Origin of the sequence: Paenarthrobacter sp. MSM-2-10-13, assembly GCF_011605365.1 — a bacterium.
Classification (GTDB): Bacteria; Actinomycetota; Actinomycetes; order Actinomycetales; family Micrococcaceae; genus Arthrobacter.
Genome location: NZ_JAAOXO010000001.1, coordinates 645254 through 664506 on the forward strand (window position 1 = coordinate 645254; position 19253 = coordinate 664506).

General features: G+C 61.7%; 21 protein-coding genes. 18 read left to right on the plus strand and 3 right to left on the minus strand.

What is annotated here, in order from left to right:
* Window positions 1-8 precede the first annotated feature (8 nt).
* From leuD to HAV21_RS03045, 5 genes are all read left to right on the plus strand, one after another.
* On the plus strand, window positions 9-617 hold the full coding sequence (leuD, locus tag HAV21_RS03025) for a 3-isopropylmalate dehydratase small subunit (RefSeq protein ID WP_142938741.1): 609 nt from the start codon (window positions 9-11) through the stop codon (window positions 615-617).
* A 207-nt stretch (window positions 618-824) separates the two neighbouring features.
* Window positions 825-2150, plus strand: a complete 1326-nt coding sequence (murA, locus tag HAV21_RS03030) for a UDP-N-acetylglucosamine 1-carboxyvinyltransferase (protein WP_091468167.1) — start codon at window positions 825-827, stop codon at window positions 2148-2150.
* Between the two features lie 11 nt (window positions 2151-2161).
* A complete protein-coding gene (locus tag HAV21_RS03035; protein ID WP_142938742.1) occupies window positions 2162-2935 on the plus strand; it encodes a lysophospholipid acyltransferase family protein in 774 nt (257 codons plus the stop codon).
* Window positions 2932-3984, plus strand: coding sequence for an NAD(P)H-dependent glycerol-3-phosphate dehydrogenase (locus HAV21_RS03040; RefSeq protein WP_166840295.1), 1053 nt, complete (start codon window positions 2932-2934; stop codon window positions 3982-3984). Before HAV21_RS03035 ends, HAV21_RS03040 begins: the two co-directional genes overlap by 4 nt.
* A complete protein-coding gene (locus tag HAV21_RS03045) occupies window positions 3984-5120 on the plus strand; it encodes a D-alanine--D-alanine ligase family protein (protein WP_142938744.1) in 1137 nt (378 codons plus the stop codon). Before HAV21_RS03040 ends, HAV21_RS03045 begins: the two co-directional genes overlap by 1 nt.
* Window positions 5121-5133: 13 nt before the next feature.
* Here HAV21_RS03045 and HAV21_RS03050 read toward each other — a convergent pair whose 3' ends face one another.
* Window positions 5134-5643, minus strand: coding sequence for a DUF3515 family protein (locus HAV21_RS03050; protein WP_142938745.1), 510 nt, complete (start codon window positions 5641-5643; stop codon window positions 5134-5136).
* Window positions 5644-5811: 168 nt separating this feature from the next.
* On the opposite strand from HAV21_RS03050, the gene HAV21_RS03055 reads away from it, so the two are divergent.
* From HAV21_RS03055 to rsmD, 4 genes are read left to right on the plus strand one after another with little or no spacing between them, the layout of a single operon-like run.
* Entirely contained in the window at window positions 5812-6825 is a 1014-nt protein-coding gene (locus tag HAV21_RS03055; protein ID WP_166840297.1) for a thiamine-phosphate kinase, read from the plus strand.
* A gap of 22 nt (window positions 6826-6847) precedes the next feature.
* Complete coding sequence (locus HAV21_RS03060) at window positions 6848-7918, plus strand: DAK2 domain-containing protein (RefSeq protein WP_166840299.1); 1071 nt, start codon at window positions 6848-6850, stop codon at window positions 7916-7918.
* Complete coding sequence (locus HAV21_RS03065) at window positions 7908-10163, plus strand: ATP-dependent DNA helicase RecG (RefSeq protein ID WP_166840301.1); 2256 nt, start codon at window positions 7908-7910, stop codon at window positions 10161-10163. The genes HAV21_RS03060 and HAV21_RS03065 overlap by 11 nt, the downstream gene beginning before the upstream one ends.
* Before the next feature lie 33 nt (window positions 10164-10196).
* Window positions 10197-10763 carry a 16S rRNA (guanine(966)-N(2))-methyltransferase RsmD gene (gene rsmD, locus HAV21_RS03070; protein ID WP_223940465.1) on the plus strand — a complete coding sequence of 189 codons (567 nt, stop codon included), beginning with the start codon at window positions 10197-10199 and terminating at the stop codon, window positions 10761-10763.
* 12 nt (window positions 10764-10775) lie between these two features.
* Here the strand turns inward: rsmD and HAV21_RS03075 are convergent, their stop codons facing one another.
* Both HAV21_RS03075 and HAV21_RS03080 read right to left on the minus strand, forming a co-directional pair.
* The gene (locus HAV21_RS03075; protein ID WP_142938750.1) at window positions 10776-11435 is read right to left on the minus strand and encodes a fused MFS/spermidine synthase; all 660 of its coding nucleotides are present in this window, start codon (window positions 11433-11435) and stop codon (window positions 10776-10778) included.
* 131 nt (window positions 11436-11566) lie between these two features.
* The gene (locus HAV21_RS03080) at window positions 11567-12790 is read right to left on the minus strand and encodes an aminotransferase class I/II-fold pyridoxal phosphate-dependent enzyme (RefSeq protein WP_243753123.1); all 1224 of its coding nucleotides are present in this window, start codon (window positions 12788-12790) and stop codon (window positions 11567-11569) included.
* 77 nt (window positions 12791-12867) lie between these two features.
* Between HAV21_RS03080 and coaD the strand changes: the two genes are divergently transcribed.
* The 9 genes from coaD to HAV21_RS03125 all read left to right on the plus strand — a co-directional run bounded on the left by coaD (window position 12868) and on the right by HAV21_RS03125 (window position 19252).
* Window positions 12868-13368: a pantetheine-phosphate adenylyltransferase gene (gene coaD / locus HAV21_RS03085; protein WP_142938752.1), complete on the plus strand. Its 501-nt coding sequence runs from the start codon at window positions 12868-12870 to the stop codon at window positions 13366-13368.
* Between the two features lie 166 nt (window positions 13369-13534).
* Entirely contained in the window at window positions 13535-14062 is a 528-nt protein-coding gene (locus HAV21_RS03090) for a DUF177 domain-containing protein (RefSeq protein WP_142938753.1), read from the plus strand.
* A gap of 33 nt (window positions 14063-14095) precedes the next feature.
* Window positions 14096-14299 (plus strand): 50S ribosomal protein L32, encoded by a 204-nt coding sequence (gene rpmF / locus HAV21_RS03095; protein WP_011775139.1) that lies wholly within the window; start codon window positions 14096-14098, stop codon window positions 14297-14299.
* 23 nt (window positions 14300-14322) lie between these two features.
* The gene (gene rnc / locus HAV21_RS03100; RefSeq protein ID WP_142938754.1) at window positions 14323-15033 is read left to right on the plus strand and encodes a ribonuclease III; all 711 of its coding nucleotides are present in this window, start codon (window positions 14323-14325) and stop codon (window positions 15031-15033) included.
* Window positions 15034-15039: 6 nt separating this feature from the next.
* Window positions 15040-16011: a bifunctional DNA-formamidopyrimidine glycosylase/DNA-(apurinic or apyrimidinic site) lyase gene (gene mutM, locus HAV21_RS03105; protein ID WP_166840305.1), complete on the plus strand. Its 972-nt coding sequence runs from the start codon at window positions 15040-15042 to the stop codon at window positions 16009-16011.
* Between the two features lie 46 nt (window positions 16012-16057).
* Window positions 16058-16195: a hypothetical protein gene (locus tag HAV21_RS03110; protein WP_160147638.1), complete on the plus strand. Its 138-nt coding sequence runs from the start codon at window positions 16058-16060 to the stop codon at window positions 16193-16195.
* On the plus strand, window positions 16192-16923 hold the full coding sequence (locus HAV21_RS03115) for a hypothetical protein (protein WP_166840306.1): 732 nt from the start codon (window positions 16192-16194) through the stop codon (window positions 16921-16923). Before HAV21_RS03110 ends, HAV21_RS03115 begins: the two co-directional genes overlap by 4 nt.
* An 80-nt stretch (window positions 16924-17003) precedes the next feature.
* Complete coding sequence (locus tag HAV21_RS03120; protein ID WP_142938909.1) at window positions 17004-18227, plus strand: MFS transporter; 1224 nt, start codon at window positions 17004-17006, stop codon at window positions 18225-18227.
* A complete protein-coding gene (locus HAV21_RS03125; protein ID WP_166840308.1) occupies window positions 18224-19252 on the plus strand; it encodes a PD40 domain-containing protein in 1029 nt (342 codons plus the stop codon). The genes HAV21_RS03120 and HAV21_RS03125 overlap by 4 nt, the downstream gene beginning before the upstream one ends.
* Window position 19253 lies beyond the last annotated feature (1 nt).

A 19253-nucleotide genomic window follows, 5' to 3' on the forward strand; every position in this document is an offset into this window, starting at 1 on the left:
AGGATCCCATGGAAGCATTCACTACCCACACCGGCATCGGCGTTCCCCTGCGCCAGAGCAACGTGGACACGGACCAGATCATCCCCGCTGTGTACCTTAAGCGCATCACCCGGACAGGGTTTGAGGACGCGCTGTTCGCCGCCTGGCGGAAAGACGAGTCCTTCATCCTGAACCAAGCCCCGTTCAGCGCAGGCTCCGTCCTGGTGGCCGGCCCCGATTTCGGTACGGGGTCATCCCGCGAACACGCCGTCTGGGCGTTGAAGGATTACGGCTTCAAAGCTGTTCTGTCATCACGTTTCGCAGACATCTTCCGCGGAAACTCCGGAAAGCAGGGGTTGCTGGCGGCGCAGGTAGCCCAGGACGACATTGAGTTGATCTGGAAGGTCCTGGAAAACCACCCCGGTACCGAAGTCAAGGTGGACCTGGTCTCCAAGACGGTTGAGTGCGGCAATGTAGTGGCGCCGTTCGAGATTGACGACTACACCCGGTGGCGCCTGCTGGAAGGCCTCGACGACATCGGCCTGACCCTTCAGCATGAGGCAGACATCACGGCGTACGAGGCCACGCGCCCGTCTTTCAAGCCGAAGACGCTGCCAGCGAAGGTTCAAGCCCAGTAGCCTCAGCTGTGAGGTCGCAACCTTGCGGATAACGGACCGGCGGGCCCCTTTGGGAGGGCCGGCCGGTCCTTTTTCGTCGGTGTGCTTCAGGGGCCTGATCGGCGGGCCGTTGGGCGGTTCCATTTCGGATCGGTAAAGCGAGCTTCTATGCTTAGCTGGAGCCTTTGTAAGTTTGGGGGGCGAGTAGTCGTGAGGAAACCGGTATAGATGAGTAGTGTTCTGACAATCCGCGGTGGCGTCCCGTTAACCGGACGAGTGACCGTTCGCGGTGCCAAGAACCTGGTGCCCAAGGCCATGGTGGCGGCGTTGCTGGGCAGCGAGCCATCGGTGCTGAGGAATGTGCCGGAAATCAAGGACGTAGAGGTAGTCACCAGCCTGCTGCAGCTGCATGGCGTGACCGTCGTTAAGGATCCGGTTTCGGGCGACCTCACCTTGGATCCCAAGGATGCGAAGACGGCCTCCAGCACAGCAATTGATGCACACGCGGGCGATTCAAGGATTCCCATCCTGCTGTGCGGACCCCTGATCCATGCGATCGGCGAGGCATTCATCCCGGATCTGGGTGGCTGCAAGATCGGCGACAGGCCCATCGACTACCACCTGAACGTTTTGCGGCAGTTCGGTGCCGTGGTGGAAAAGCGCCCCGGTGGCATCCACATCTCTGCCCCGAACGGCCTTCACGGAGCCAAAATTTCCCTGCCATACCCCTCGGTTGGGGCCACCGAGCAGGTGCTGCTGAGTGCAACGCGTGCGGAGGGCATCACCGAACTCATTGGCGCGGCCACGGAACCGGAGATCATCGATCTCATAGCTGTCCTGCAGAAAATGGGCGCCATCATCAGCGTCCAGACGGACCGGACCATCCGGATCGAAGGCGTCAAGGACCTGCGTGGATACAACCACCGCGCACTCCCGGACCGCAACGAGTCCGCGTCCTGGGCTTCGGCTGCTTTGGTGACCCGGGGCGACATCTATGTTGAGGGCGCTTCGCAGCGGGACATGATGACCTTCCTCAATACCTACCGCAAAGTGGGCGGTGGCATGGACATTGGCGATGACGGCATCCGCTTCTACCATCAGGGCGGCAAACTCTCCCCGCTCGTCCTGGAGACGGACGTCCACCCCGGATTCATGACGGACTGGCAGCAGCCGTTGGTGGTTGCCCTCACGCAGGCCGAGGGCGTCTCAATCGTCCACGAGACGGTCTACGAGAACCGGTTCGGATTCACCGAAGCCCTTGCGCGAATGGGTGCGAACATTCAGGTACACCGTGAGTGCCTGGGCAGTGTTCCCTGCCGGTTCGGACAGCGGAACTTCCTCCACTCAGCAGTCATTTCAGGTCCCACTCCACTCAGGGGCACCGATATTGACATCCCTGATCTCCGGGGCGGTTTCAGCCACCTCATCGCAGCGCTTGCTGCTACGGGAACTTCACGGGTTACGGGCATCGACATCATCAATCGCGGCTATGAGCGCTTCACCGAGAAGTTGGCCGGCCTGGGCGCCGATTTCGATATCACCACCACCAAGTAGCGGGGGCTCCTTTGAAGGAATCGGCCAAGAGCCGTGCAACATTCATGCTGCTGGCCGGTCTCGCGCGTCCGCTGATGAATCTCCTGATGGCCAAGAAGTGGGAAGGCATGGAGAACCTGCCATCCGGCGGCTTCATCGCAGTACCAAACCACTGCACCGAGATCGACCCCATCGTGATCGGGCATATGGTGTACAACCAGAAGCGGCCACCGCACTTCCTCGCGAAGACGGGCCTCTTCAAGGTTCCCGTGTTGGGTGCCCTGTTGCGCGCCACCAGGCAAATTCCGGTTGAACGCTCGACGGCGGGAGCGAACCGCTCGCTTCAAGTCGCCAAAGAGGTAGTGGACGCCGGCGGCGCAATCATTATCTATCCCGAGGGCACCCTGACCCGCGACCCCCATCTGTGGCCGATGAAGGGCCACACCGGGGCCGCCAGGCTTGCCCTGCAGACCGGCGCGCCCGTGGTACCCATGGCGCACTGGGGTGCACAGGAAGTTTTTCCGCGGTACGCCAAGCGGTTCCACATCTTCCCTCGCAAAACTGTGCGCGTGCTTGTGGGTAAGCCCGTTGATCTCAGTGCGTTCAGCGACCGGCCCATGGACCGTACAACGCTGACGGCGGCCACGGAGGTCATCATGGATGCGATCACGGAACTTCTTGAAACCCTTCGCGGAGAAGATGCGCCGGCTGAGCGCTGGGATCCGGCTGTCCACAAACAGTCCAAGCACGGCCGCTTCACCCAGGAGGGCTCCCTTGACGAGCACGAAGGGGATGACGGCAAATGACCACTGTGGACGGTACCGTCAATACACCGGATATCGTGGCAGTTTTGGGTGCGGGGTCCTGGGGAACCACGTTTGCCAAGGTCTTGGCCGATGCCGCTGCAGCAACCGGATCCGAGCGCAGCATCCGGATCTGGGGTCGCCGCTCCCAGGTGGTTGAGCAGATCAACTCTTCGCACCGCAACGAGCAATACCTCAAAGACATAGTGCTCCCGCCTTCAGTCACCGCCTCCACGGATGTGGCCGAGGTGCTCAAGGACGCCACCTTGGTGGTCCTCGCCGTGCCCGCCCAATCCCTGCGGCCACAACTCGGGGAATGGAAGCCCTTGCTTGCACCCGACGCCGTGGTTGTCTCTTTGATGAAGGGCCTCGAGCTGGGCACGGACGCCCGGATGAGCGAAGTCATCGCCCAGGAGTTGGGTCTTCCCGCGTCCCGCGTAGCAGTGGTCTCCGGTCCTAACCTGGCAATGGAGATCGCCAGGGAGCAACCAACAGCATCCGTTGTTGCTTGCAGCGACGCGGACACCGCTGCTGCCATAGCCTTGTGCTGCACGGCACCGTACTTCAGGCCCTACACCAGCACTGACGTTGTGGGCGTGGAAATCGGCGGGATCGTAAAGAACGTGATTGCCCTTGCCGTTGGAATTTGCGAAGGCAAGCAGATGGGCGACAACACCAAAGCGTCGGTGATCACACGAGGACTCGCCGAGACGTCCCGGCTTGCGCTGGCCCTCGGCGGAGAAGCTCACACCATGGCCGGCCTTGCCGGGCTGGGGGATCTTGTTGCCACATGCTCGTCAGCTCTCTCACGCAACCACACCGCCGGGAGGTTGCTTGGAGAAGGCCTCAGCCTCGAGCAAGTTGCCGAACAAATGACACAAACAGCCGAGGGCATCAAATCGGGCCCGGCTGTACATGAGCTCGCTGGCAAGTTGAATGTAGAAATGCCGATTACGGCCGCCGTCGTGGCAGTGCTGGAAGGCAGAATGTCCGTTGATGATCTGGGACCGCGACTGCTGGCCCGGGCACTGAAGTCCGAAGGCGACTACTGATGGTGACTGACCAATCCACCCCCGTGACGGGCCGTCCCCGTGTAGCAATCCTCTTCGGGGGGCGCTCCAGCGAACACGCAGTCAGCTGCGTCACTGCCGCTGGCGTGATGGGCGCGATCGACAAAAACAAGTACGAGGTCATACCGATCGGCATCGCCAAATCCGGTCAGTGGGTTCTCGCTTCGGGCGACACCAGCGACTGGTCCTTGAGCTCCGCAGCGCTTCCCGAGGTGGCGCCGTCGGGTAAAACCGTCACCTTGGCCGAGGTGGGTGGTGAGCATCAGCTCATCGTGACCGAGCCCAACGCCGTTCCCTTGGAATTGGGTGCCGTGGACGTGGTCTTTCCCCTGCTGCATGGGCCGTGGGGAGAAGACGGTACAGTCCAAGGCCTCCTGGAGCTTTCGGACACCCGCTATGTCGGAGCCGGTGTGCTGGCCTCGGCTGTGGGAATGGACAAGCACTTCATGAAGGTGGTGTTTGAATCCGCCGGACTAAGCGTGGGCCCGTACGTGGCTGTCACGGACCGCGAATGGAGCACTGACTCCGAGGCAGTTCGTAAGCGGGTGGACAAGCTTGGGTTCCCCGTGTTCGTCAAGCCTGCCCGCGCGGGTTCGTCCATGGGTATTTCCAAAGTGGACTCGATGGATGGGCTGGACGCTGCCATAGAGGAAGCGCGACGCCACGACCTGAAGCTTGTCATTGAAGCCGGCATCGTGGGCCGTGAGATCGAATGCGCGGTCCTTCAAGGCCGTGGCACCGATGCTCCCCGTACTTCAATGCCCGGTGAAATTGCCGTGGCAGAAGGAGAGCATCAGTTCTATGACTTTGCCGCCAAATACGTGGAGGACGGGGCCGCAGCCCTGAGCTGCCCTGCCGATATGCCGGATGAGGCAATCGCGCGTGTGCGCGAACTTGCCGCCGTCGCTTTCGACGCCGTCGGGGCAGAAGGCCTCAGCCGTGTGGACTTCTTCTACACCCCGGCCGGCGAGCTCATCATCAACGAGATCAACACGATGCCCGGCTTCACGCCTAAGAGCATGTACCCGCAAATGTGGGCCGCATCCGGCCTTGCCTACGGGGATCTGATTGACGAATTGATCCATCTGGCGCTGACCCGCAAAACGGGCCTGCGCTGACCTGGTTGATTGCCTACTGCGCTGACGGCAGGTTCTGAAGGTCTTCCTGGCCAACGCACTTTCCGGTTGCCTTGATCTTGCCAACAGCTGCTGCCAGTTCGGTGAGCACGGTAGCCGAACTGATGTTCGCTGCCTCCAATTTGACCGGATCAATCAGGATTTCCGTGGCGGGTTCGCGCCCGAAGGTGGTCAGGGTATAGACGGGATCGCCTTCCTTGATGACCCAGTCGATGTCATTGACGCTCACGCAACGGTCTGTGGTGGGACCTGGAACGTTCACGCCGCAGCGGAGAATAACCTGAGAAGGATCTCCCCATGCGGCTGTGGCCTGGCTGTTGGTTTTGCGAAGGGCCGCATCACCGATTTGGTCTGGCAGGGCCACCATCATGGGTGCGCAAGCAGGATTGGCCGCGTCCGCGGCGGCCGTGACGTCCACGGCCGGGGAGCAGGCCGACAAAGCGGTGACGGATGCCGAAGCCAGGGCGATGGCCAGAGCTGTCCGGCGGAGGGTCTTACGGTGCATCCATCCAGCCTATCCCGCACGCGCGGGCTGGAAGATACGCGTTGCCAGGGTCACATTCCTGCTGGAACGCCAGAGGGAGTGCCGCATTATCCTGTCGGTGGAGCGCGATAGCGTTATGCAGTACCTGGAAAAGGGTGGAGATCCGTGTCAAGAGAAGAATCGAGTGCAGTGCCAGTAGATCAGTTGACCGTCCAGGACCTAACGGAGTCCGCGCTCCTTGCCCGGATCTTCCCGCGACTGCACCATAGCCCCGGCGTTCTCCTGGGACCCGGCGACGACGCTGCCCTGATCGCAGCACCGGACGGCCGTACCCTCATCTCCATCGACACCCAGACCCAGGACCAGGACTTCAGGCTTGAGTGGCGCAACGGCTATCGGACCACCGGATACGACGTCGGCTGGAAGGCCGCGGCGCAAAACCTCAGCGACATCAACGCCATGGGTGGCAGTGCCACCAGTATGGTGGTGAGCCTTACCCTGCCACCGGACACGCCCGTCGAATGGGTTGAAGCGTTTGCCGATGGCCTTACGGCGGCGATTAGTGGCCTGGGAGCACCGGACTGCTCCGTGGCTGGCGGGGACCTGGGCCGTGGCCGGGAGCTTGCAGTGACTGTCGCCGTCGTCGGCACGCTCGCCGGCCTCGCGCCGGTGCTGAGGTCCGGCGCCAAACCCGGGGACATAGTGGCTGTTTCGGGAACGCTGGGAAGGGCAGCTGCCGGGTGGGCGCTGTTGGAAAGCGAGATTTCCTTGGACAGCTTGTCTGCTGACTTGCGGATCCTGGTGGACAACCAATGCAGGCCGCTGCCACCACTGCTCGCCGGGCCTCTGGCTGCGCGCGCGGGTGCCACCGCCATGTTGGACATCTCCGATGGCCTGATGCGCGACGGCAGCCGCCTGGCCGCAGCAAGCCGCGTGATCCTGAATTTCGATTCTGCGGCCTTGGAGACTTATGCAGCCACGTTGGAACCAGCAGCTGCCTTGCTTGGCGATGACGCTATGCGATGGGTACTGGGCGGGGGAGAAGACCATGGTTTGCTTGCCACTTTCCCGGCAGATATACAGCTGCCGCGGGGCTTCACTGCGATAGGCTCGGTTCAAGCCGTTGTCGAGCCGCCAGGCAGTGGCGTCCGGATTTCCGGGCAAACTGCTGACACCGTTGGATGGGATCACTTTGCAGACTAAGATCGCCGCGAATGCGCACGCCATGAAACGTTGGCTCGGCAAGGCGGAGGTGGTCCTCGGCAATCACAGCGACCGTCTCAACGCGATTAACATTTTTCCTGTTGCCGATGGCGATACCGGAACCAACCTCTATCTCACCGTCCGGGCAGCCGTCACTGCTTTGGGTGGCACGGCAACTGATGCCGCGGAAACCGGCAACGATGTCGGCGCCTTGCTGTCGCGTGCCGGGCAGGCAGCCATGGAACAAGCACGGGGTAACTCGGGCACGCTCTTTGCCGTTTTCCTGTGCGCCGCCGCAGAGCCTCTGGTTGGTAAATCGCGCCTCAGTGCACCACTGCTTGCCACCGCATTGAACAGGGCGCAGATCAGGGCCTGGTCCGCGCTCAGTGAGCCGGTTGCCGGCACTATGCTCTCCGTCCTGGAGGCGGCCGCCCATGCTGCCCAAGCAGTGGACGCCTCCCAGAGCGGCGATGACAGCAACCATGCCTTGGGGCTTTCACTTGACGCCGTGGTGGAGGCCGCCTACCAAGCTGTTGTCCGGACAGAGGACGAGCTCGCACAGCTGCATGAAGCGCGCGTTGTGGATGCAGGGGGCGTGGGCATGCTGCTGGTGCTCGATTGCCTTCGTGCTGCCGTTTTGGGGGAGGAACTTCAGGATGAACTTCTGGACGGCCTCCACGGATACAAAATGCAGGACCCCCACATCCATGAGCACATGCCTGCCGATGACGGTGTGGAAGTCATGTGCACCATCAACCTTTCGCCCTTGAATGCGGCTATTCTCCGCCAACGTTTGGACGAGATGGGCGAATCCGTGATTATGAGCCAGGTTGGCGGTGCCCAAAGCAGCGATGATGACGACGACGAATCCGGCGTCGAAGTCAGCTATCGTTGGCGCGTTCACGTACATGTTCCCGATCCGGAGCCGGCTGTCGCCCTTATCCGCTCATTGGGAGAACCGACGGATATCGCGGTAAGCCAGTTGGCGATACCCCGCGACAACGAGCCGGCCTCTCAGGAAAGCTCCGGTGGTGCCAATGGCAGCGGTATCGAAGCCGTCAACGTCCCAGGCCAGTCACGGCATGAATTCTGAACTGGAACTGCCCCTCGAACGCAGGATTGGAAAGCGCTCTGCGGCTGTCATCGACAAACACCTGGGCCTTAAGACCACCGGGGCTTTGCTGAACTATTTCCCGCGCAGGTACTTGAGCCGCGGAGAGCTGACGCCCATCAGTAAACTCCCCCTGGATGAGGAGGTCACGTTGATTGCCCGCGTGCTGTCCAACAGCACGCGCCAGATGCGGGCCCGGCGTGGTTCCATCACCGATGTGGTGGTCACCGATGAGGCCGGGGGCGGCGGCGTACCAGGTACCTTGAAGGTCAGCTTTTTCAACGGATTCCGGGCGAAGGCAGAACTTTTGGCTGGGCGGCGGGCCATGTTCTCGGGCAAGGTGTCCCGGTACGGTGGGGCTCTTGGCCTGACCAACCCGGACTTCCTTCTGCTGGATGAGGACCCTGAAGCCGAGGGCGCCGTAGACCCCGAAAAGCTCGCGGCCATGCCTATTCCCGTCTATCCTGCAACGGCTAAGCTGACCAGCTGGTCCATTCACAAAGTGATAACAGCGTTGCTCCAGACCATGGACCTGGATTCCCTGCAGGATCCCTTGCCGCAAAGCATCGTCCGAAGGGACGCATTGCTCAGCGTGGCTGAGGCATACCGTCTGATCCATTCACCCGAAACAGCCAAGGACTGGCAACGGGCCCAAGAACGCTTCCGATTTCAGGAAGCCCTCGTGCTGCAAACGGCGCTGGCACGCCGGCGCGCGCAGCTCGCCGCTGAGGAAGCCACTGCGCGCCGGCCGCGCGCGGGCGGTTTGCTCAGCAAGTTCGATCAAAACCTCCCTTTTACGCTGACCTCCGGCCAGGCCGCCGTCGGAAAGACACTGGCTGAAGAGCTCGGGCGAGATACTCCCATGAACAGGCTGCTGCAGGGTGAAGTGGGCTCGGGCAAGACGATCGTCGCCCTACGGGCCATGCTGCAGGTGGTTGACGCAGGCGGCCAGGCTGCCCTGCTGGCGCCCACTGAGGTGTTGGCGGCCCAACATTTCCACTCCATCCGAAAGACTCTAGGGGTGCTGGCCCGCGATCAGATCTTTGGCGGTGCGGGCATGCTTGGCGGTGACGCGGCTCAGGAAGCCGTGCAAGTAACGCTCCTGACCGGTTCCATGCCCACGGCTGCACGCAAGCAGGCTATGTTGGATGCGGCCTCCGGGAATGCGGGAATCGTCATTGGCACCCATGCCCTGCTGAGCGACAAAACCAGCTTCCAGGACCTCGGACTAATCGTGGTGGATGAGCAGCACCGCTTTGGCGTGGAGCAGCGTGATGCCCTCCGCGCAAAGGCTCAGCGGCCTCCACATTTGCTGGTCATGACGGCCACTCCGATTCCTCGTACGGTTGCCATGACAGTGTTTGGCGACCTTGAGACGTCCATTCTTGATGAGCTTCCCGCCGGGCGCGCACCTATTTCCACGCACGTGGTGGGACTCGCTGAAAATCCAGGCTGGGTGGACCGCATCTGGAAGCGTTCACGCGAAGAAGTGGACTCCGGTCACCAGGTCTACGTGGTGTGTCCCAAGATCGGTTCGGACGACGACGGCGACTTCAGTCCGGGCGAAGCGGAACCAAGCGAGGCCGAGCTCGCGGACGAAGGCCCGGCGCGGGAACTGGCATCGGTGACCTCCGTCGTCGACGCCCTCCTGCAGGAGCCGGCGCTGGCCGGCGTCCCCGTTGCCCCGCTTCATGGGAGGCAGGATCCCCAGGTGAAGTCCGAGACCATGGCGTCCTTCGCATCCAACAACACCAAAGTACTGGTGTCCACCACCGTCATTGAGGTGGGCGTGGACGTCCACAATGCCACGCTCATGGTGATCCTCGATGCCGACCGTTTCGGTATCTCGCAGCTCCACCAGCTGCGTGGCAGGGTGGGCCGCGGGGGATTGCCGGGCACTTGCCTGTTGGTGACTACTTTGGAACCCGGGCATCCGAGTCGTCGGCGGCTCGATGCCGTTGCTTCAACAACTGACGGTTTTGAGCTGTCCCAGGAGGACTTGAAACTCCGAAGGGAAGGGGACATCCTGGGTGCTTCGCAATCGGGCGGACGGTCCACGCTGAAGTTGCTCCGCGTACTTGAGCACGAAGACGTCATCGCCCGTGCACGTACTGACGCCCAACGCCTCGTATCGGAAGACGTGTCCTTGGACCATCAGCCGGCGTTGGCCGCCGCTATTGACGAATATTTGAACCCTGAGAAGGAGGCGTTCCTTGAGCGCGGTTAGAGATTCCTGGATGCTCGCACGCGGAGAATCCCGGTGAGCCGCATTATTGCCGGCGTTGGGGGTGGAAACCCGCTGACCAGCGTCCCTGGGACGGCCACGCGACCAACCACGGACAGGGTCAAGGAGGCTCTGTTTTCCCGTCTGGAATCCTTGGCCGTCATTGACGACGCCCGGGTTCTGGACCTTTATGCCGGTTCTGGAGCCTTGGGTATTGAAAGTGCCAGCCGAGGCGCCCGGAGCGTGGATCTGGTGGAGTTCGATGCCAAGGCCAGCGATGTCTGCCAGCGTAATGCGGACTTGGTGAACCAGCTGCTGCGCAGCAGGGCGGTCTCCGTGCACCGATCCAAGGTGGAGTCATTCCTGGAGCGGGCAAGCGATGCAGACAGGTGGGATCTGGTCTTTCTTGACCCGCCGTACCCTTTGGATGAGGCGGCGCTGAGTGCTGTGCTGGAGAAACTGGCGCCGCATATGGAAGACGGTGCCGTTGTAGTGGTGGAACGGAGTTCGCGGAGCCCGGAACCGCTCTGGCCTCAGGGTTTGGAGTGTTTTGCCGACAAGAAGTACGGGGAGACCAAACTGTGGTTCGCTGAGCCTGCCTAACGCTCGCGGGCCCTAGGCAGTAATCTTGTCCAGCTCCACGCCCGTGAGGACGGTTGCGGGGTGGGGGCCGCGGGCCAGTAGCTGAGCTGTCCATTCCGGAGACCACTGCTTGCGGGTGCCCACCAGGATGATGTTGCCGGGGTAGCGGCCGGCAAACATTCCTGTTTCAGCGAAGGCTGCAACATCAGCCATGGCTTGGCGCAGTGCGCTCACTTGGCTGCGTACCAGAGTCAGCGCAGGTTCGTCGCCCACGTTGACGATCAACACGCCGTCGGGCCGCAGCCGCGCCGCTGCTTCTTCGTAGAATTCCCTGCAGGCGATGTGGGCAGGGGCTTCCGGTCCGGAGAAAATATCGAGAATCACGACGTCGAACCCCACTTGGGCGGGAAGCTCACCTAGGGAGTCTCGGGCATCGCCGATGTGCGTGGTGAGGATGGTGCCGTCAGGCATGGGCAGCTTCTGAAGCACGAAGTCCAGAAGTTCGCGCTCAAGCTCCACGGCGTACTGTTCCGAGCCGGGGCGGGTGGCTTGGATATAGCGCGCCAAGGTAAGGGCACCGGCACCAAGATGGAGGGCGTTGATGGGTTGTCCGGGCTCGGCCGCCAGGTCCACCACATGCCCGATCCTGCGCAGGTATTCGTAGAAGATCTCTGAGGGATCGGCCAGGTTCACATGTGATTGCTCGGCGCCGCCGATGCTCAGGATGAACCCGCCCGCAACCAGGGTGTCGGCCTCGATCGTGGCGTGCTGTCCTGTGGTTCGGAGGAAGCGCGTGGCCTGGTGCTGGCCGGAGCCTGCGGCGTTCAGAGCCTGTCCTTCAAGGTGGCGAGCCGTTCGGCGGCTTGCTGGAGGACATCGGTCTTCTTGCAGAAGGCGAATCTCAGCAGGCTGCGCGTGCGTTCGGCTCCTGCCGGGTGGCAAAACACCGGAACCGGAATGGCTGCCACTCCAATGAGCCCGGGCAAGCGCCTTGCGAGGTCGACCGAGTCGTGGATGCCCAGGGGTGCTGTATCGACGTTGATGAAGTACGTGCCGCTCGGGTTGTACACACCGAATCCGGCAGCGCGCAGGCCCTCGGCGAGGATGTCGCGTTTTTCGCGGAGGGTGGCAGCGATGCCTGTATAGAACTCGTCTGGAAGGGCGAGGCCCACGGCGATGGCGCCCTGGAAGGGTGTGCCCGAGCTATAGGTCAGGAATTGCTTGACGGTGCGAACGGCGGCCACCAGCTGCTCCGGTCCGGTGAGCCAGCCAATTTTCCAGCCGGTGAAGGAGAAGGTCTTACCGGCAGAAGAAATGGTGATGGTGCGTTCTGCGGCGCCGGGCAGTGATGTGATGGGCAGGTGCGCCACGCCGAAGGTGAGGTGCTCGTACACTTCGTCGCTGACGATCATGGCATCGTACTTTTCGGCCAATTCCACGATCCTGGCTAGGACGGGCTCCGGGAAGACGGCACCTGTGGGGTTGTGCGGATTGTTCAGAAGGACGATTCTTGTGCGGCTGCTGAAGGATTCTTCCAAGACGTTGAGGTCGGGAAGAAAATCCGGGGCGAGCAAGGGGGCTGTGACGTGCCGGCCTCCGGCCATGCCAATGATGGCCCCGTAAGAGTCGTAGAAGGGTTCGAAGGTCAGGACTTCGTCGCCAGGCTGGATGAAAGCCAGCAGGGTAGCTGCGATGGCTTCCGTTGCGCCCGTTGTGACCAGGACTTCAGTGTCCGGATCCGGCTCCAACCCGTAGAAGCGTTGCTGGTGTGAGGTGATGGTTTCCCTGAGGGCGGGAACGCCTTTGCCGGGCGCGTACTGGTTGACGCCGGTTGCGATCGCTGACCTCGCCGCGGCCTTGATCTCCGCCGGGCCGTCTTCGTCGGGAAAGCCCTGGCCGAGGTTGATGGCGCCGGTGGACAGTGCCAAGGTGGTCATTTCCTCGAAGATTGTCACTCCCAGATGTCCTCCCGGGGCGAGCAGGTTGGCTCCTGTGGCGGCCCGCTGCCACGGTGCCGGTCGGTTGCCTCCGGGGGTGCCGGCGCTCATATCTAGGGAGGGGCTACTGCCTGCGGATGCCATGTCAGCCATGGTATCCCGGCAAAGTCATGGGGTAGGTTCGTCTCATGAGACGCGCGGTATGCCCTGGATCCTTTGACCCCATCCACAACGGACATCTCGAAGTCATTGCCCGGGCCGCCGGCCTGTTTGACGAAGTCATCGTGGCCGTGTCAACGAATTACGCCAAGAAGTACAGGTTCAGTCTTGAGGACCGCATGGAGATGGCCCGTGAAACGCTGGCTTCGTTGCGGGGCATCATCGTTGAGCCCATGGGCGAAGGGCTCTTGGCTGAGTACTGCCGTCACCGGGGTGTTTCAGCCATCGTCAAGGGTCTGCGGTCATCCTCGGATTTCGATTACGAGCTTCCCATGGCCACCATGAACCGCCAGCTGACTGGCGTCGAAACGGTCTTCCTGCCTGCTGAAGCGCATTACCTGCACCTTTCCTCCACTTTGATTAAGGAAATCAATGTGCTTGGCGGTGACATCTCCGATTTCGTCCCTAAATCTGTCCTGAAAAGGCTTCTGGCAGGCGAGCCGCCAGCGGAACAGTCTCGTAAGGGGTAGGCTTGACGGGTACCTTGCGCCTTAGCGCGGAGTTCCCAAAGCTGAAACCCTTGCGCATTTACCTGTGCCCGGGGCCGGTTTGAGTCCTCAAGCGTGATCAGGCTAAGATGGTACGTCGGTCATATGTTCTACAGGAGTTCTCATTAAACGAGATGCAAGTTCGCCCTTGGCGCTGGTAGTCAAGGACCTTGGACGTAGTCCAGGGACCATGCGGACACTCAACGAGCATGTACCTGCACCGAGTGACCTTGGTGTGGCGCTCATTGGCGTAAAGGAAGGCTCGGATGTCGAGCTGGATCTTCGTCTCGAGGCCGTACACGAAGGAATTCTGGTATCCGGAACCGTAGTCGTCGAAGTAACCGGCGAATGCGGTCGATGCCTGGATCCCCTTGCGTATGACCTTGAGGTCAATGTGCAAGAACTTTTCTTCTATGAAGGTGCTGAGCTTTCAGAAGAGGAAGACGATGAAGAGCAACGTCGAGTCGAGTACGATCTGATCGATCTTGAGCCGGTGTTGCGGGACGCAGTAGTCACAATGCTGCCGTTCCAGCCGGTGTGCCGGGAAGACTGCCAGGGCCTGTGTTCCGAATGCGGAGCGCGCCTGGAAGACGAGCCGGGGCACCACCACGAGGTCATTGACCCTCGCTGGGCTGCCCTAGCTGATCTGGCTAAGACTGACCGGCAAACCGATTAGTAAGTGTTCGTCTAAGAGAGAAATGAGATAGCCGTGGCTGTTCCCAAGCGGAAAATGTCTCGCGCAAATACACGCGCCCGCCGTGCCCAGTGGAAGGCAACTGCCCCCAACTTGGTCAAGACCATCGAAAACGGTCAGGTTACTTACAGCCTGCCGCACCAGGCAAAGGTCGTTACTGACTCTGCCGGCACCGCGCTGTTCCTTGAATACAAGGGCCGCAAGGTCGCAGACGCCTAATCTGCCGTACAGGCTGACTAAGGATGTCTTCAACTGAAGAGCTTCTGAAGCGTCTCGGTGTCTCGATTGACACCGAGACGCTTCGTCTTGCTCTGACACATCGCTCATATGCGTATGAGAACGGCGGGATTCCCACCAACGAGCGCCTTGAGTTCCTTGGCGACTCCATCCTGGGATTCTCGGTCACCGATTCTCTTTATCGTGAGAACCCCTCACTGCCTGAAGGTGAGCTCGCCAAGCGGCGTTCCGCCGTCGTCAGTACCCGGGCGTTGGCCGGTATTGGCCGGGAGATCGGCGTCGGCGAGTTCATCTACCTCGGGCAGGGCGAAAAGCTGACCGACGGCAAGAACAAGGCCTCCATCCTGGCTGACACCATGGAGGCCCTGATCGGTGCCACGTACCTCTCGAACGACATCGAGACCGCACGGCAATTGGTCATGCGCCTGGTGGGCCCGCTCCTCAAGGACGCCGGTGCGCTTGGCGCAGGAACCGACTGGAAGACGAGCATCCAGGAGCTTACGGCGAGCAGGCAATTGGGCGCCATCCACTATGCCGTGGAAGGCTCGGGGCCGGATCACGCCCGGACCTTCGAGGCAGTGCTTAATATTGGCGGTACGCCCTACGGCCGGGGATCGGGCCATTCCAAAAAGGAAGCAGAGCAGGAGGCAGCCGCTGATGCCTGGCGTGCTCTGACTGCTTTGGACCCCACCTCCGCCGGTCCCGCTACGTCATAAACCCACATGCCTGAACTTCCCGAAGTAGAGGTAGTCCGACGCGGCTTGGCCCGTTGGGTGCGTGGACGTACCATCACCGGTGTTGACGTGCTGGATACACGCTCCATCCGCCGGCACACCCTTGGTACCGAAGACTTCATCGGTAATCTTGAACACGCCACCGTTCTGGACGTTGTGCGCCGTGGGAAGTTCCTCTGGATGCCACTTGCCATGTCGGAGTCGCCGGATCCCAGCACTGAAATCAACCGGGAAGACCTCCCCAAGGTAGCGCTCATGGCCCATCTGGGAATGAGCGGCCAACTCCTCATGCAGGACCCGGACGTTGCGGACGAAAAGCACCTCAAAGTCCGAATCAGGCTAAGCAGCGCTGACGGCATGCCTGAACAACTGCGGTTCGTTGACCAGCGCATTTTCGGCGGCCTCTTTGTGACGTCCTTGGTGCCAACGCTCGACGGCGGTCCCGGTGGTCTGGGCGAAACGCCGCTGCCCGAGATCGCCGAGGAAGCGTCCCACATCGCCAGGGACCCGTTGGACCCCTTCTTCTCCTTCGATGCCTTCTACCGAAAGGTTAGAGGCCGTAAGACTGGCCTGAAGCGCGCGCTGTTGGACCAATCGGTGATTTCCGGCATCGGCAATATTTATGCGGACGAAGCCTTATGGCGTGCCCGCCTCCATTACGCAAGGGCAACGGACACACTTCGCAGGGCGGACGCGGAGCGGCTGATTGAAGCTGTGAAGGACGTCATGAACGCCGCCCTTGACGCAGGAGGAACAAGCTTCGACTCTCTTTACGTCAACGTCAACGGCGACTCAGGCTACTTTGCCCGTTCCCTCAATGCCTACGGCCGTGCTGGTGAACTGTGCAGCCGCTGCGAGGCAACAGGTTTGCGTAGCATCATGAAGCGGGAACAGTTCATGAACCGTTCCTCCTACACCTGCCCGGTGTGCCAGCCGCGGCCGCGAAATGGACGTTGGTAGGGCCAAAACTGTTCCCGAATCGGGGCGGCAATGGCAGACTGTCCCCATGAACAGCTTGGCGCTTCGAATCGCCATCGCAAACGTCAACGCCACCACAATGCGGGTGGCGTCAGTTCTACCCGCAGTGTTTTCCGAAACGGCCCATCAACCTGTTGCCCAGCCCGTCACCCCGGACATGCCATGATGGCGCGGCGGCTGGTCATTGCGGGTATTTGCCTTGCTGTGCTGATCGCCGCCGTAGCCATCATTTTGGATCAGATGGCAGCGAAGCCCGGGCCGACGGCCGCCCAAAGCACATCGTCTTCGGCCCCAACCCCAGGCTCCAACGCCACCGCTTCAGGGACCCCGACCCCAGGTGGTGCCGGGGAGCCCGCCCAGTCCGGCAGCCCGGCGTCGGGCACTGAAGGCAGCGGCGGCAGCAGCAGCGACAACAGCACCGAAGGTACCAGCAGCGAGGGCGGCCCTTCCACGGCTAAGCCGCTTGAGGTCCTGCCGCCGGTCACGACCACCCCCACCGGCTTGCCCGAACCTTCCGCCCCCGCGCCGTTGATTACCGGCTCCTTGCCCCAGCCGGGAAGTGCGGCCGGTGAAGTGGTGGACGGTTGGCCGGCCGGCGTCCTGACCTTGCCCGAAGGTACAACAATCGGCTCCACGTCAGTCTCGACCTCCGGTGATGTCCTCCAGGTTGCTGCGGATGGTGTCATCGGCAAACCACAGGCTGAGGTTCTGGCGAACTTCCGCCAGTCCTTGGTGGCTCATGGATTCTGGTTCGAGGCGGCGCCGGCGGCGGAGGGGGCGATGGCCGAACGGTTCGTTCGTGGCACGGATACGGTCACGGTGTCAGTGACGACGACAGGTACAGGCAACTCCCGTTTCCAACTTTTGGGCAGCCTGCGTACGGCGGCGGACTAGGAGCTGCGATGTACATTTCACTCTCGGACCGAGGCAAGCGGGACAAACCGGAGGGAGGACGAACGGCACTAACAAGTGAAGTGCCGTTCCGTTTGTCCCCGGTCATCCTCTGGCTGGGCATTGTGAGCATGGTGACCGATGTTTCCTCGGAATCGGTCACCGCGATCCTCCCGTTGTACGTGACCGGATTCCTGGGTCTGTCCACCATTGCCTTCGGCCTCATCGACGGCATCAACCAAGGAGCCAGCGCGATTGTCAGGATCGCAGCCGGCTGGGCCGCCGACCGCAGCGGCCACCCCAAACGAATCGCCTTGGCCGGCTACGGCTTATCCATGCTCGCCAGGATCGGTTTCCTCTTCGCCGGCGGTTTCTGGGCGATCGCTGCGATAGTCACCGGTGACAGGATCGGCAAGGGCATTCGCACAGCCCCGCGGGACGCTCTGATTTCCGTGTCTGCACAGCCTGAACATCTGGCGCGATCCTTTGGCGTTCACAGGATGCTGGACAACATTGGCGCTGCAACCGGTCCGTTGATCGCCTTCTTTGTGTTGCTGATGATTCCCAACGGTTTCAGTACGGTGTTTGTGGTGTCTCTGGCTTTCGCGGTGATTGGTGTCGCCGTCCTGGCTCTGGTGGTGCCGGATATCAAAGCACGTGGCCTCCAAGGCACGGAGGACCGCGGGGAGCGGCGTTTGTTCGCTTTTTCCTGGAGCCACCTGAAGGAGCCGGGGCTGGGCAAGCTGCTGGTTGCTGCTGGCCTCCTGGGTTTGGTCACCATTGGTGACGGCTTCATCTACCTCGTCCTGCAGGCTCGGGATTCTTTTGCCGTACAGTGGTTTCCCCTGTTGTTCGTAGGCACCAACGTGGTGTTCCTGGCGTTCGCCGTTCCGTTGGGCAGGCTCGCGGACAGGGTTGGGAAAATTCCGGTGTTCGTGGGTGGGCACCTTGCATTGCTGGCAACGTATCTCCTGGCGGCAGCACCTTTCGGAGGGCTCTGGGCAACCATTGGCTGTCTGGTCCTTCTGGGGGCGTTCTACGCGGCCACGGACGGAGTTCTGGCGGCCTTGGCGAGCCAACTGACGCCCCCGGGAAAGCTTGCCATGGGCATCGCATCCGCACAGACGGTGGTGGCCCTCACCCGGATGACGGCATCGGCAGGTTTTGGTGTCCTGTGGTACGCAGTAGGTGCTCCAACGGCCATGGTGGCAGCGGCCGGTTTGCTCGCTTGCGCTGTGGTGGCTGTGGCTTTCATCCTGCGTGGCGCCCGGGTGGCTCCGGCAGGGGACGTGAGTGACGGGGCATGAGTGGCGCGCTGGCTCAAAGTAAGTTGCGGTGGGGCGCACTCCTTGCTGTCACGGCGCTGGTCCTGGTGGCAGCCGGTATCTATGCTGTGGGCGCGTACCAGCGTTTTGAAGAGAGCCGAACTGCCGCTTCATCAGTAGGCGTCACGGCAGGCCAGCCTCTTCCGGCAGGCCCGTTTATCCTTTTTCGGAACACAGCGTCGGGCCAGGGATACGGCAAAGCAGCTACAGTCCCGCTGTCGGCTCCTGACGGTCCCCGGGCCGTGAGTGAGCATGAGTGCGATCGTGTTTACGGAACACCGGAGAAAGTGGTGTGCCTGAGAACAAACCGGGGCTTGGTAACCGCGTTTGAAGCTGAGGTCCTGGACCGCAACTGGCAGCAACAGCGTTCATGGCCGGTCCCGGGAATTCCCAGCAGGACCCGCATCAGTCCTGATGGGTCCATGATCGCCACCACGGTATTCGTCTCCGGCCATTCCTATGCCGCCGCGGGGTTTTCGACCGCCACAGAGATCAGCTTCCCGGACGGCACCTCCGGAAACCTCGAGGACTTCGCCTTGATGGTCAATGGTGAGCGGGTTCTTGCCACGGACAGGAACATATGGGGTGTGACGTTCGCTCCAGGCCAGGGTGATGTCTTCTACGCCACTGCCGCTTCTTCCGGACGCATCTGGCTGGTGCGGGGGAGCCTGTCCGACAGGACCTTGACAGCTATTCACGACAACGTGGAGTGTCCGTCCATTTCCCCGGACGGTACACGTATTGCGTATAAGAAGAATGACGGCGGGGCGCTGGCGCCGCAATGGAACGTCGCTGTGCTGGAGCTGGCCACGGGACAGGAAACCGAGCTCTCAGAGAAGCGCAGCGTTGATGACCAGATCGAGTGGCTGGATAACCAGAACCTTCTTTATGGTTTGGCTGACGAAACCACCGACGGAGACAGCAACATCTGGAAGCTGGGAACCGGACCCGGCTCCCAGCCCAGTTTGTTCATCGCCCATGCGTGGTCCCCGGGCGTTGTTCGCTAAA